The sequence below is a fragment of the Streptomyces luteireticuli genome (genome assembly GCF_041519305.1).
GTDB classification, from domain to species: domain Bacteria; phylum Actinomycetota; class Actinomycetes; order Streptomycetales; family Streptomycetaceae; genus Streptomyces; species Streptomyces luteireticuli.
This window is the reverse complement of record NZ_CP167927.1, coordinates 4,402,043-4,414,736: the sequence shown is the minus strand read 5'-3', so window position 1 is coordinate 4,414,736 and position 12,694 is coordinate 4,402,043. Positions and strand designations below refer to the sequence as shown.

The window sequence follows — 12,694 nt, the reverse complement described above, 5'->3', positions numbered from 1 at the left end:
CCACCGGCTGTTGAGGAGAAAAACTTTCCCGCTCGGCCCGAGATCACGACAAACGGCGCAGAGAAGATCACACCCAGCCACTGCCAGTAAGCGCCACTATACGGTTGCACTCATTACCTGTGGACGATTGAATGGGACGTGTGAGCGAAACACTCGCGCGCACCCGGCGCGCCACGCGGCAGCACGACCGCGAGATCCTCGCGCTCGCCCTGCCCGCCTTCGGCGCACTCGTGGCCGAGCCCCTCTTCGTCCTGGCCGACACCGCCATCGTGGGTCACCTCGGGACCGGGCCGCTCGCCGGTCTCGCCGTGGCCGCCCCGCTGCTCACCACCGCCGTCGGCGTCTTCGTCTTCCTCGCCTACGCCACCACCGCGGCCGTCTCGCGCCGCGTCGGCGCCGGGGACCTGCCGGCCGCCATCCGGCAGGGCATGGACGGCATCTGGCTCGCCCTGCTGCTCGGCACGGCCCTCGCGGCGGCCGCCCTGCCCACGGCCCCCGGCCTCGTCCGCCTCCTCGGCGCCTCGCCGGACTCCGCCCCGTACGCCATCACCTATCTGCGGATCAGCGCGCTCGGCATCCCGGCCATGCTCGCCGTCCTCGCGGCCACCGGCGTGCTGCGCGGCCTGCAGAACACCCGTACGCCGCTGTACGTCGCCGTCGGCGGTTTCGCCGTCAACGGCGTGCTCAACCTCGCCTTCGTCTACGGCGCGGGCTGGGGCATCGCCGGCTCCGCCTGGGGCACCGTCGCCGCCCAGTGCGGCATGGCCGCCGTCTACCTCGCCGTCGTCGTCCGCGGCGCCCGGCGGCACGGCGCCTCGCTGCGTCCGGACGCCGCCGGTATCCGGGCCTGCGCCCGGGCCGGCGTACCCCTGCTGGTCCGCACGCTCGCGCTGCGCGCGGTACTGATGATCGCGACGGCGGTCGCGGCCCGGCTGGGCGACCGCGAGGTGGCCGCGCACCAGGTGGTGCTGGCCCTGTGGAACCTCCTGGCCTTCGCCCTGGACGCGATCGCCATAGCCGGCCAGTCGATCATCGGACGGTACCTGGGCGCGGACGACGCCGACGGGGCCCGCGCGGCCTGCCGGCGCATGGTCCGGTGGGGCATCGCCACCGGCGTGCTGCTGGGGGCGCTGGTGGTGCTCTCGCGGCCGCTGCTCGTCCCGCTGTTCACCTCGGACGCGTCCGTGCGGGACGCGCTGCTGCCGGCGCTGCTGGCCGCCGCGCTCAGCCAGCCGGTGGCGGGCGTCGTCTTCGTGCTGGACGGCGTGCTGATGGGCGCCGGCGACGGACCGTACCTGGCCCGGGCGATGCTGGTGGTGCTCGCGGTCTTCGCCCCCGCCGCGCTGCTCGTCCCGGTCCTGGGCGGCGGGCTGACGGCCCTGTGGTGGGCGATGGCCCTGATGATGGCGGCCCGGCTGGTGACCCTGTGGCTGCGCGCCCGCTCCGGCCGCTGGATCGTCACCGGGGCCGTACGCGGCTGAGGGCACGGCCGTCGGACGACGGAAGGGCCGCACCCCGAGGGGTGCGGCCCTTCGTCATGCCGGATGAGCGCAGGCTCAGGCGGCGATGACCTCGACGCCCAGCTTGGCGACGACGTCGGCGTGCAGACGCACGGACACCTCGTGGGCGCCCAGGGTCTTGATCGGCGAGCCGAGCTCGACGCGACGCTTGTCGACCTCGGGGCCACCCGACGTCTTGATCGCGGTCGCGACGTCGGCCTGGGTCACCGAGCCGAACAGACGGCCGGCCTCGCCGGCGCGGACGGCAAGGCGGACCTTGACGCCCTCCAGCTGACCCTTGACCTCGTTGGCCTGCTCGATCGTGGCGATCTCGCGCAGCTTGCGGCCGCGGCGGATCTGCGCCACGTCCTTCTCGCCACCCTTGGTCCAGCGGATCGCGAAACCGCGCGGGACCAGGTAGTTGCGGGCGTAGCCGTCCTTGACGTCGACGACGTCACCGGCGGTGCCGAGGCCGGAGACCTCGTGGGTGAGGATGATCTTCATTAGTTGGTCACCCTTCCCTTATCGCGCGGACGAGGTGTAGGGCAGCAGCGCCATCTCACGGCTGTTCTTCACGGCCGTGGCGACGTCACGCTGGTGCTGGGTGCAGTTGCCGGTCACGCGGCGGGCACGGATCTTGCCGCGGTCGGAAATGAACTTCCGCAGCATGTTCGTGTCCTTGTAGTCCACGTAAGCGGTCTTGTCCTTGCAGAACGCGCAGACCTTCTTCTTGGGCTTGCGCGGCGGGGGCTTCGCCATTTGTCTTTTCTCCCTATGTCTTCAAGAAGTTGCTGTCGCCCTCGGGCCTGGGGCCCGGGCCCACGAGGGGCCTAGAAGGGCGGCTCGTCCGAGTAGCCGCCGGAGTTGTTGCCGGAGCCGCCGCCCCAGCCACCTCCGCCGCCCTGCTGGCCGCCGGACGGAGCGCCGGTCGCCCAGGGGTCGTCGGCGGGAGCACCGCCGCCGCCCTGCTGGCCGCCGGGGCCGGAGCCCCAGCCGCCGCCCTGGTTACCGCCGCCGCCACCGCCGTAGCCACCCTGGCCACCGCGACCGGAAGTCTTGGTGACCTTCGCCGTGGCGTTCTTCAGGCTGGCGCCGACCTCTTCGACGTCGAGCTCGTAGACCGTGCGCTTGACGCCCTCGCGGTCCTCGTAGGACCGCTGCTTCAGCCGGCCCTGCACGATGACGCGCATGCCGCGCTGGAGCGACTCGGCGACGTTCTCCGCCGCCTGCCGCCACACCGAGCACGTGAGGAAGAGGCTCTCGCCGTCCTTCCACTCGTTGGTCTGGCGGTCGAAGGTGCGGGGAGTGGACGCGACGCGGAACTTCGCGACCGCCGCACCGGACGGGGTGAAGCGCAGCTCGGGGTCGTCGACGAGATTGCCGACGACCGTGATGACGGTCTCGCCTGCCATGGATGAACCTCTCGGCGGGTGTGCTGCTGGCTGCTTGCTACTCGTGGAGATACAGCCCGATTACCTCTGAACCGCTGGGGTTCAGTGGGTCTCGGGGCGGAGGACCTTGGTCCGGAGGACCGACTCGTTCAGGTTCATCTGGCGGTCGAGCTCCTTGACGACCTCAGGCGTGGCCTGCAGGTCGATGACCGAGTAGATGCCCTCGGGCTTCTTCTTGATCTCGTAAGCGAGACGACGACGGCCCCAGGTGTCGACCTTCTCGACCTTCCCGTTGCCCTCACGGACGACGGAGAGGAAGTTCTCGATCAGGGGGGAGACAGCGCGCTCCTCCAGATCGGGGTCGAGGATGACCATCACCTCGTAGTGACGCATGTGGAACCCACCTCCTTTGGACTCAGCGGCCACGGTCGATCCGTGGCAGGAGGGTCGTGATGCGTGAACAACGGTATCGGCCGACACTGACAAGCAGCACGGACCATCAGCGGGAAGCCCCGGGTCGTCCCCGGGACCGATGCCGGGTCCGGGCAGATACCGATGCAGACCGTCCAGAGTACCCGCTCCCGGGCGTCCGGTTGAAATCCGGCGGCCGGGCCCCTCACCCTGGACGCATCGGGTGTGACCGGCGCCACCCCGCGCCGCCTGCCTTCAGGAGGTAGCCCCATGACACAGGCCGTCCGGCAGTCCCCCTCACCGCGCAGTCCGCGCTCCCTGCTCAACGCGGTGCTGAACAGCGACGGAAAGCCCCATCCCCTGCAGAACACCCTGGTCGGGGTGACGGTCGTGCTGGGCCTGCTGGCCTTCGTCTCCTCGGCGTTCAAGGACCTGCACCTGCTGAGCTCGTGGAGCGGGCTGGCGGGCATCCTCACCGGGGCGTGGGGCCAGTTCATCTCCGCCACCACCGGCGAGCGGTTCCTGCTGATCATCTTCCTCGGCGCCTCGGCCGTGGGCTTCTTCCTGGGCATGGCCCACGGCGGACTCTTCGGGGGTCTGATCGGATAACGGACCGTACGCCCAAACGGGGCGCTCCCCGGTCGCAGTAGGCTTCGGCGCGAGAGCCGGAGCCCCGACCCTGGGGACACACCTGCCGAGGAGCGCCCCGCATGAGCCTGACCTTGAGGACCATCAGCCGACAGCAGCATCTGGCATATATCCAGAGCCTGCCTGCTGCCAGTCACATGCAGGTCCCGGCATGGGCGGACGTCAAGGGCGAGTGGCGCTCGGAGAACCTGGGCTGGTTCGACAAGACCGGCCAGATGGTCGGCGCGGGTCTGGTGCTCTACCGGCAGCTCCCCAAGATCAAGCGCTACCTCGCCTACCTCCCCGAGGGCCCGGTGATCAACTGGTACGCCCCGAACCTGGAGGACTGGCTCCAGCCGATGCTGGCCCACCTCAAGAAGCAGGGCGCCTTCTCGGTGAAGATGGGCCCGCCGGTGGTCATCCGCCGCTGGGACGCCGACGCGATCAAGAAGGGCATCGCCGACCCGGACGCCAAGCGCCTGCGCGACGTCGAGCCCACCTTCATCGAGCCGCGCGCCTTCGAGGTCTCCGACAAGCTCCGCCGCATGGGCTGGCAGCAGGGCGAGGAGGAGGGCGCCGGCTTCGGCGACGTCCAGCCGCGCTACGTCTTCCAGGTGCCGCTGCAGAACCGCTCCCTGGAGGACGTCCACAAGGGCTTCAACCAGCTGTGGCGCCGCAACATCAAGAAGGCCGAGAAGGCCGGCGTCGAGGTCGTCCAGGGCGGCTACGAGGACCTGCCCACCTGGCAGCACCTGTACGAGATCACCGCGGAGCGCGACAAGTTCCGCCCGCGGCCGCTGAGTTACTTCCAGCGCATGTGGACGGCCCTCAACACCGAGGACCCCAACCGCATGCGGCTGTACTTCGCCATCCACGAGGGCGAGGCCGTGGCCGCCGCGACGATGCTGATCGTCGGCGGACACGTCTGGTACTCCTACGGCGCCTCCGCCAACCACAAGCGCGAGGTCCGCCCGTCCAACGCGATGCAGTGGCGGATGCTGCGCGACGCCTACGCGCTCGGCGCGAGCGTCTACGACCTGCGCGGCATCGGCGACGCGCTGGACGAGAGCGACCACCTCTTCGGCCTCATCCAGTTCAAGGTCGGCACCGGCGGCCAGGCGGCCGAATACCTCGGCGAGTGGGACTTCCCGCTCAACAAGCTGCTCCACAAGGCCCTCGACATCTACATGTCGCGCCGCTGACCCAGCTGTCCGAACAGCTCCGACCACACTCAGGGAAAGGCTCCGGGACCGGCCATGGCGCTCACGCTCTACGTCGACACCCAGCGCTGGCGGGCACACCAGCAGTCCGTCATCCAGCAGTTCCCGGGCATCGTCCCGGTCTGCAAGGGGAACGGCTACGGCTTCGGCCACGAACGGCTGGCGGAGGAGGTCACCCGCTTCGGCTCCGACCTCATGGCCGTCGGCACGACCTACGAGGCGGCCCGTGCCAAGGACCTCTTCGGGGGCGACCTGCTGGTGCTCACGCCCTTCCGGCTCGGCGAGGAGCCGGTGCCGCTGCCGGACCGCGCCATCCGCTCGGTCTCCTCGGTCGAAGGGGTGCGCGGCCTGGTCGGCGCACGCGTCGTCGTCGAGGTCATGAGCAGCATGAAGCGGCACGGCATCAGCGAGGAGGACCTGCCCAAGCTGCACGCCGCCATCGAGGACGTGCGCCTGGAGGGCTTCGCCATCCACCTCCCGCTCGACCGGGGCGACGGCACCACCGGCGTCGACGAGGTCGCCGCGTGGATGGAACGGCTGCGCGCCGCCCACCTGCCGATGCACACCATGTTCGTCAGCCACCTCAAGGCCGACGAACTCGCCCGGCTCCAGCAGCAGTACCCGCACACCCGCTTCCGGGCCCGCATCGGCACCCGGCTGTGGCTCGGCGACCACGACGCCACCGGCTACCGCGGCTCCGTCCTGGACGTCACGCCCGTCGCCAAGGGCGACCGCTTCGGCTACCGCCAGCAGAAGGTGGCCGGCGACGGCTGCCTCGTGGTCGTGGCGGGCGGCACCTCGCACGGCGTGGGCCTGGAGGCGCCGAAGTCGCTGCAGGGCATGATGCCGCGCGCCAAGGGCGCCGCCCGCGCGGGCCTGGCGACCGTGAACCGCAATCTGTCGCCCTTCGTCTGGGCCGGCAAGCAGCGCTGGTTCGCCGAGCCCCCGCACATGCAGTGCTCGATCCTGTTCGTCCCGGACGACGCCCCCGCGCCGCAGGTCGGCGACGAACTGGTGGCCCATCTGCGGCACACCACCACCCAGTTCGACCGGCTGGTCGACCACTGATCCACCCCCCGTGGTGACCGGGCCCCGGGACGACGGCTACGCGCCGCCGCTCCCGGCGCCCCACTGGACACGTCCCTCCGTACGCTCCACGGGCCGGTACCGCCGGCGCGCGGGGCCCAGGACCCGTATGTCCGGGGCCCCGTCCAGGAGACCGCCCGAGGGGTCGTCCGACCCGTCGCGCCGGACGACGTCCCGCTCCGGGGAGAGGACGTCGCGCACGACCACGGCACAGAGGTAGAGCGTGCCCAGCAGGTGCAGCACCAGGGCCAGTTGATACCCCTCCAGGGGCAGCCCCTGGTGCTTGTCCCCATCGCCGATGTACGCCAGGTAGAACCAGATGCCCAGGAAGTAGAGCACCTCGCACGCCTGCCAGATCAGGAAGTCGCGCCACTTGGGCCGGGCCAGCGCGGCGAGCGGGATCAGCCACAGCACGTACTGCGGTGAATAGACCTTGTTGGTGAGCACGAACAGGGCCACCACCAGGAAGGCGAGCTGCGCGAAGCGCGGCCGCCGGGGCGCGTACAGGCACAGGGCGCCCAGGGCCAGCGCGCCGACGATCATCAGCGCCGTGGCATAGGTGTTGACGTCCGCCAGCGGGTCCCCGGTCTTCTGCGAGATGAGCAGCCACAACGAGCCGTAGTCGACCGGCCGCTCCTGGCTGAAGGTGTAGAACTTCGCCCAGCCGGGCCGGATGTGGATGCCGCCGCCGAAGACGAACATTACCGGCAGATTCACCACCAGCCAGGCCCCCGCGGCCGCGGCGAGGGACGTCAGGAACGCCCTCGGCCGGCCCGCCCGCCAGCACAGCAGCAGCAACGGCCAGAGCAGCAGCACCGGATAGAGCTTCGCCGCCGCCGCCAGACCGATGAGGACACCCGTCGCGGCGGGCTTCCCGCGCGACCACATGTACATCGCCGCCGCGGTCAGCGCGACCGCGAACAGGTCCCAGTTGATCGTGGCCGTCAGGGCGAAGGCCGGGGCCAGGGCGACCAGCAGCCCGTCCCAGGGACGGCGCCGGTGCGTCCGGGCCACGCACACCGCGATGACCACCGCACAGGCCAGCAGCAACCCGGCGTTGACGAACCAGTTGAACTGCTCCCGGTGCTGGATGCTGCCGCCGCCCGGGGTGACCAGCGCGGCGACCTCCATGAACAGCCCCGTGAGCACCGGGTATTCCAGGTAGTCCATGTCGCCCGCCGAACGCGGGATCCTGTCGAGGTACGGAATGAGCCCCTGGTCGAACCCGCGCCCCGCGAACAGATGGGGAATGTCGGAGTAACAGGCGTGCGTGTACTGGGTGGTGGCCCCGAAGAACCAGCCGTGGTCGTAGCAGGGCGCCTTCTGCACCATGCCCAGCGCGAACATCCCGATCATCACCAGCGCGATGATCCGGACCGGGACCCGCCACCCGCCGGGCAGCGCACGGCGGCCGGCCGGCCCGCCGATGAGCTCACTGCCGGCGGCGGCCACCTCGTCCTCGACGGTGGGCCGTACAAGCTGGTCGTCCCGCACGCTCCTCATGCGCCCATCCTGCCGTACCCGTCTGTGGCCCGCTGGGGCCTGTGGACAACCCCGCGCCTGTGGAAAACTTCGGGACCGTCCCGAGTGAACGAGACGGTCCCGGCCCTTGCCTTTTCCTGGCCTCGTGCGACTTCCCGGCCTCGTACGGCGCGGCTCAGCCGAACAGGCCGCCTCCCTGCCGCCGGGTCTGCCCCGGCGGCGCCGGTTCGCCGCCGGTGTCGCCCTCCTGGCCGCCCGGCCCCCCGGTGGCCCCGTCACTGGCCCCCGGCCCGGCCGTGGTGCCGCCGTCGGTGCCCTCGTGGTCACCCGCCCGGCACCGCGCGTCGAGCAGCCCACAGGTCCGGCTCGGCTTGGGCGAGGGGGACGGAGGGGCCGTCGGGGACGGCTCGGCGGTCTCCGACGGCGACGCCGACGGGGATGCCGAGGGCGCCGGTGCGGGAGAGGGGGAGGCTCCGCCGCCGAAGACCTTCTCACCGATGGGCCGGGGCGGATCGAACTGCCGGACCGGCATGCCCTTCAGCGCCGCGCCCATGTAGTCGGCCCAGATCTCCGCGGGGAACGACGCACCGTGGATCGTCGGCTTGCCGCCGACCCCGCGCATCGACAGGAACTCCTGGTTCTTCGCGTTGGGGTCGACGCGGTACATGCCGATGGCCGTGGACAGCTGCGGGGTGTAGCCCGCGAACCAGGCCGAGCGGTTGCCGTCCGTCGTCCCCGTCTTGCCGGCCACCGGACGGGCCCCGAGCTTCGCCGCCGTGCCGGTCCCCGCCTCCACGACGGTCCTGAGCACGTCCGTCACGTTGTTCGCGACGTTGGGGGCGAACGCCTCCTCGGTCTTCTGCACGTGCTCGTAGGCCGGCTTGCCGTTCTTCTCCACCTTCGCGACCGAGTACGGGTCGATCTGCCGGCCGCTGTCCGCGAAGGTCGCGTACGCGCCGGCCAGCCGGATCGCACTCGGTGCCGAGGTGCCCAGCGAGAACGTCGGGGTGGTCGAGGCGAGTTGCTCCTTGTCCAGTCCCGCGGACAGGGCCGCCTCCCGGACGAGGTCCGTGCCGACGTCCATGCCGAGCTGGATGTAGGGGGTGTTCACGGAGAACTGCATGGCCGTGCGGAGGCTGATGAGGCCCCGGTCCTCGTCGCCGTCGTTCTTCTGGTGCCATTCGCTGCCGTCCCGGTCGTGCCAGACGGCCCCGTTGTACGTCCGCAGCGTCAGCTTGTCGTCGCCGTCGTAGACGCTCTCCGGGGAGACCAGCGTGCGCTCGCCGTCGCCCTGCTGGGGACCGAGGGCCGGGTTCCGCCTGCCGTGCGTCATCGCGGCGGCCAGGACGAACGGCTTGAACGTCGAGCCCACCTGGACACCGGTGTAGTCGGCGTTGTTGGTGAAGTGGGTCAGGGCGTTCTCCCCGCCGTAGATGGCGACGATCTTCCCCGTCCCGGGTTCCACCGAAGCACCGCCGAACTGCACGAACTTGTCGACCTCGCGCTTGTCCGGCTTGAGGTTCGCCCTGCGCACGGCCTCGACGGACTTCGCCAGGGCGTTGACCTTGTTGCGGTCGAACGTCGTGTAGATCTGGTAACCGCCCTTGTCCAGCTCGCCCTTGCTGATCGTGGAATGGGCGGTGATGTAGTTGTCGGCGAGGTCGGTGAGGTAGCCGATCTGTCCGGCCCGGTTGGTCGCGGGCTTCGGCTTCTGCGGCTGCGGGAAGCCCTGCCCGACCCACTTGTCGCGGTCGGCCGCGCCGAGGTGGCCGACCTCGACCTCCCGGTCCAGCGTCCACTTCCAGCGGTCCGTGGCCCGCTTGGTGTTCCTCTCCGGCGTCGCGGCCGGCCCCTGGCCGCCGTACGGGTCGTACAGGTTCGGCCCGTTGAGCGTCGCCGCCAGGTAGGCGCTCTCGCTCGGCGTCAGGTCCGAGCAGTCCTTGTCGTAGTAGGCGCGCGCCGCCGCCTGGATCCCGTAGGCCCCCCGGCCGTAGTACGCGGTGTTGAGATAGCCCGCGAGGATGTCGTGCTTGTCCTGGGTCGCGCCCACCTTCACGGAGATCAGCAGCTCCGTGACCTTGCGCTTGAGCGTCTGCTCCTGGCTGAGGTAGGTGTTCTTGACGAACTGCTGGGTGATCGTGGAGCCGCTCTGTGTCTCGCCGCCCTGCGCCATCTTGACGACCGCCCGGGCGATGCCCATCGGGTCGACGCCCCAGTCCTTGTAGAAACTGGCGTTCTCCGCGGAGATGACCGCGTTCTGCATGGAGAGCGGGATCTGGGAGATCGGCACGATCTGCCGGTTGAGATTGCCCCCGCCGGCCACGACCATCTGCTTGCCGTCGGACCAGTAGTAGACGTTCTTCTGGACCTTCGAGGCCAGTTGGGCGCTCGGCACCTGCACCACGGCCAGGGCCACTCCCACCGTTCCGAGGATCAGGCCGGCGAACGACGCGACGGCCCCGGCGACCAGCCGCCAGGACGGGATCCAGCGCCGCCAGCCGTCCCGGCCGACCCGTGGATAGTCGACGAGCCCCTTCCGGCCCGCGGAGGCGTCCCGCCGGGCCCTGCCCGCCCCCCCTCCTGGGGCCGGCGCCCGTCTGCGGCCGCCGGACCCGCCGCGCCGGGCCGCGGCCCGCCCGCCGTAGGGGGGCTCCTCGCCCCGGCCGCGGCCGGGCACGGCGGAACTGTTGCGTGGTGCGGCACGGCGGCCGGACGTCGGCTGCTGCGACGCGCGCCGGGCCGCGGCTCGTCCGCCGCCCTGCGACTGCGGCGGCTTGCGACGATGCTCGCTCATCGAACGACTACTTCCTTGGGCAGGCGCTATCGCCTGGAAGCGGCAGGTGTGCGTTCCCCCCGGTGCGCGAACCGGCCCCCTGAACGGCCGGGCGCACTGCATCCGGGACGAGGACGCCACCCGGCATCACCCGGTTCCCAGTGGTCTGCATGGCGCACAGACTACGCACGGTCAAAACCCGACTACTCTGGATGTTCACTCCAATTCAGGCCGCCGGTGTCCCACGAACCGGTGATGTGACCTCGTTCACCGTTCCCCCTCTTGTCCGCTCAGGACCCGCGCTCTATCGTCTGGATGTATCGAGTCGATACATCAGCTCGGTACATCAGCTCGGAATAAGGGACCAGTAAAGACACGGGAGCAAAGGACTAGGCTGTGGGGGACAAGGAGGCGAAACATGAGCAGACGCTCCGGCATCCTCGAGTTCGCCGTCCTCGGCCTGCTCCGCGAGTCCCCGATGCACGGCTACGAGCTGCGGAAACGACTGAACACCTCACTCGGTGTGTTCAGGGCGTTCAGCTATGGGACCCTCTACCCCTGCCTGAAGTCCCTTGTGGCGAACGGCTGGCTGGTGGAGGAGCCCGGGAGCGCTCCCGAGGACGCCAAGGCGGCCTCACTGGCCGGACGGCGCGCGAAGATCGTCTACCGCCTGACGGCGGAGGGGAAAGAGCACTTCGAGAAGTTGCTCGCGCACACGGGCCCGGATGCGTGGGAGGACGAGCACTTCGCCGCCCGCTTCGCGTTCTTCGGGCAGACCTCGCGGGACGTACGGATGCGCGTGCTGGAAGGCCGCCGCAGCCGGCTGGAGGAGCGTCTGGAGAAGATGCGCGCCTCCCTGGCCCGTACCCGGGAACGGCTGGACGACTACACCCTCGAGCTTCAGCGGCACGGCATGGAGTCCGTGGAGCGCGAGGTCCGCTGGCTGAACGAGCTGATCGAGAGCGAACGGGCCGGGCGTGACAGACGCGCCGGTCCGGACCAGTGAGCCCTGCACGCAGCAGGGCTTCGTCGAGAACGAACAGGGAGCAACCGGAATGGGTTCGGTTCGCGTAGCCATCGTCGGCGTGGGCAACTGCGCCGCCTCGCTGGTGCAGGGCGTCGAGTACTACAAGGACGCCGACCCGAACGGCCGCGTGCCGGGTCTGATGCACGTGCAGTTCGGCGACTACCACGTGCGCGACGTCGACTTCGTGGCCGCTTTCGACGTGGACGCCAAGAAGGTCGGGCTCGATCTCTCCGACGCCATCGGCGCCAGCGAGAACAACACGATCAAGATCTGCGACGTGCCCACGACCGGTGTCACCGTCCAGCGCGGCCACACCCTCGACGGTCTCGGCAAGTACTACCGCCAGACCATCGAGGAGTCCCCCGAGGCCCCGGTCGACGTCGTCCAGGTCCTCAAGGACCGTCAGGTCGACGTGCTCGTCTGCTACCTGCCGGTGGGCTCCGAGGACGCCGCCAAGTTCTACGCCCAGTGCGCCATCGACGCCAAGGTCGCCTTCGTCAACGCCCTCCCGGTCTTCATCGCCGGCACCAAGGAGTGGGCCGACAAGTTCACCGAGGCCGGTGTGCCGATCGTCGGCGACGACATCAAGTCGCAGGTCGGAGCCACCATCACGCACCGTGTGATGGCCAAGCTCTTCGAGGACCGGGGCGTCGTCCTGGACCGCACCATGCAGCTGAACGTCGGCGGCAACATGGACTTCAAGAACATGCTCGAGCGCGAGCGCCTGGAGTCCAAGAAGATCTCCAAGACGCAGGCCGTCACCTCGCAGATCCCCGACCGCGACCTGGGCGAGAAGAACGTCCACATCGGTCCCTCGGACTACGTGGCCTGGCTGGACGACCGCAAGTGGGCCTACGTCCGCCTGGAGGGCCGTGCCTTCGGCGACGTCCCGCTGAACCTGGAGTACAAGCTCGAGGTCTGGGACTCCCCGAACTCCGCCGGTGTCATCATCGACGCCCTGCGCGCCGCGAAGATCGCCAAGGACCGGGGCATCGGCGGCCCCATCCTCTCCGCCTCCTCCTACTTCATGAAGTCGCCGCCCGTGCAGTACTTCGACGACGAGGCCCGGGAGAACGTCGAGAAGTTCATCAAGGGAGAGGTGGAGCGCTAGAACGCGCCACAGCCCCGATCGCAGGCCCCCGGGACCGAGTCATCAGGCTCGTGACGCCCGGGGGCCT

General features: G+C 70.1%; 12 protein-coding genes. 6 read left to right on the top strand and 6 right to left on the bottom strand.

The genetic code is table 11. The features are described 5' to 3' along the window. Positions 1-140: 140 nt before the first annotated feature. A complete protein-coding gene (locus AB8735_RS19610) occupies positions 141-1,481 on the top strand; it encodes an MATE family efflux transporter (protein WP_372408622.1) in 1,341 nt (446 codons plus the stop codon). 75 nt (positions 1,482-1,556) lie between these two features. Here AB8735_RS19610 and rplI read toward each other — a convergent pair whose 3' ends face one another. The 4 genes from rplI to rpsF all read right to left on the bottom strand — a co-directional run bounded on the left by rplI (position 1,557) and on the right by rpsF (position 3,283). Next, a complete protein-coding gene (gene rplI / locus AB8735_RS19605) occupies positions 1,557-2,003 on the bottom strand; it encodes a 50S ribosomal protein L9 (RefSeq protein ID WP_344028723.1) in 447 nt (148 codons plus the stop codon). Positions 2,004-2,021: 18 nt separating this feature from the next. Further along, positions 2,022-2,258, bottom strand: coding sequence for a 30S ribosomal protein S18 (gene rpsR, locus AB8735_RS19600; protein ID WP_004950692.1), 237 nt, complete (start codon positions 2,256-2,258; stop codon positions 2,022-2,024). A 71-nt stretch (positions 2,259-2,329) separates the two neighbouring features. Further along, complete coding sequence (locus AB8735_RS19595; protein WP_344028703.1) at positions 2,330-2,911, bottom strand: single-stranded DNA-binding protein; 582 nt, start codon at positions 2,909-2,911, stop codon at positions 2,330-2,332. Between the two features lie 81 nt (positions 2,912-2,992). Beyond that, entirely contained in the window at positions 2,993-3,283 is a 291-nt protein-coding gene (gene rpsF, locus AB8735_RS19590) for a 30S ribosomal protein S6 (RefSeq protein WP_049719052.1), read from the bottom strand. Between the two features lie 288 nt (positions 3,284-3,571). On the opposite strand from rpsF, the gene AB8735_RS19585 reads away from it, so the two are divergent. The 3 genes from AB8735_RS19585 (at position 3,572) to AB8735_RS19575 (ending at position 6,216) form a co-directional block, all read left to right on the top strand. Continuing rightward, complete coding sequence (locus AB8735_RS19585) at positions 3,572-3,910, top strand: hypothetical protein (protein ID WP_344028696.1); 339 nt, start codon at positions 3,572-3,574, stop codon at positions 3,908-3,910. 101 nt (positions 3,911-4,011) lie between these two features. Beyond that, complete coding sequence (locus AB8735_RS19580; protein ID WP_372408621.1) at positions 4,012-5,130, top strand: lipid II:glycine glycyltransferase FemX; 1,119 nt, start codon at positions 4,012-4,014, stop codon at positions 5,128-5,130. A 54-nt stretch (positions 5,131-5,184) separates the two neighbouring features. Beyond that, positions 5,185-6,216, top strand: a complete 1,032-nt coding sequence (locus tag AB8735_RS19575) for an alanine racemase (RefSeq protein WP_372408620.1) — start codon at positions 5,185-5,187, stop codon at positions 6,214-6,216. A gap of 36 nt (positions 6,217-6,252) precedes the next feature. Here AB8735_RS19575 and AB8735_RS19570 read toward each other — a convergent pair whose 3' ends face one another. After that, on the bottom strand, positions 6,253-7,737 hold the full coding sequence (locus AB8735_RS19570) for a glycosyltransferase family 87 protein (RefSeq protein ID WP_372408619.1): 1,485 nt from the start codon (positions 7,735-7,737) through the stop codon (positions 6,253-6,255). A gap of 154 nt (positions 7,738-7,891) precedes the next feature. Beyond that, positions 7,892-10,510 carry a transglycosylase domain-containing protein gene (locus AB8735_RS19565; protein WP_372408618.1) on the bottom strand — a complete coding sequence of 873 codons (2,619 nt, stop codon included), beginning with the start codon at positions 10,508-10,510 and terminating at the stop codon, positions 7,892-7,894. Positions 10,511-10,907: 397 nt separating this feature from the next. Here AB8735_RS19565 and AB8735_RS19560 point away from each other — a divergent pair, with 397 nt between their 5' ends. Both AB8735_RS19560 and AB8735_RS19555 read left to right on the top strand, forming a co-directional pair. Continuing rightward, a complete protein-coding gene (locus AB8735_RS19560; RefSeq protein WP_199891975.1) occupies positions 10,908-11,495 on the top strand; it encodes a PadR family transcriptional regulator in 588 nt (195 codons plus the stop codon). A gap of 49 nt (positions 11,496-11,544) precedes the next feature. After that, positions 11,545-12,627: an inositol-3-phosphate synthase gene (locus AB8735_RS19555; RefSeq protein ID WP_344028678.1), complete on the top strand. Its 1,083-nt coding sequence runs from the start codon at positions 11,545-11,547 to the stop codon at positions 12,625-12,627. Positions 12,628-12,694 lie beyond the last annotated feature (67 nt).

Coding starts and splice junctions, on each gene's coding strand:
- rplI (WP_344028723.1), bottom strand. CDS start 2,003: ATGAAGATCATCCTCACCCACGAGGTCTCCGGCCTCGGCACCGCCGGT.
- rpsR (WP_004950692.1), bottom strand. CDS start 2,258: ATGGCGAAGCCCCCGCCGCGCAAGCCCAAGAAGAAGGTCTGCGCGTTC.
- AB8735_RS19595 (WP_344028703.1), bottom strand. CDS start 2,911: ATGGCAGGCGAGACCGTCATCACGGTCGTCGGCAATCTCGTCGACGAC.
- rpsF (WP_049719052.1), bottom strand. CDS start 3,283: ATGCGTCACTACGAGGTGATGGTCATCCTCGACCCCGATCTGGAGGAG.
- AB8735_RS19585 (WP_344028696.1), top strand. CDS start 3,572: ATGACACAGGCCGTCCGGCAGTCCCCCTCACCGCGCAGTCCGCGCTCC.
- AB8735_RS19580 (WP_372408621.1), top strand. CDS start 4,012: ATGAGCCTGACCTTGAGGACCATCAGCCGACAGCAGCATCTGGCATAT.
- AB8735_RS19575 (WP_372408620.1), top strand. CDS start 5,185: ATGGCGCTCACGCTCTACGTCGACACCCAGCGCTGGCGGGCACACCAG.
- AB8735_RS19570 (WP_372408619.1), bottom strand. CDS start 7,737: ATGAGGAGCGTGCGGGACGACCAGCTTGTACGGCCCACCGTCGAGGAC.
- AB8735_RS19565 (WP_372408618.1), bottom strand. CDS start 10,510: ATGAGCGAGCATCGTCGCAAGCCGCCGCAGTCGCAGGGCGGCGGACGA.
- AB8735_RS19560 (WP_199891975.1), top strand. CDS start 10,908: ATGAGCAGACGCTCCGGCATCCTCGAGTTCGCCGTCCTCGGCCTGCTC.
- AB8735_RS19555 (WP_344028678.1), top strand. CDS start 11,545: ATGGGTTCGGTTCGCGTAGCCATCGTCGGCGTGGGCAACTGCGCCGCC.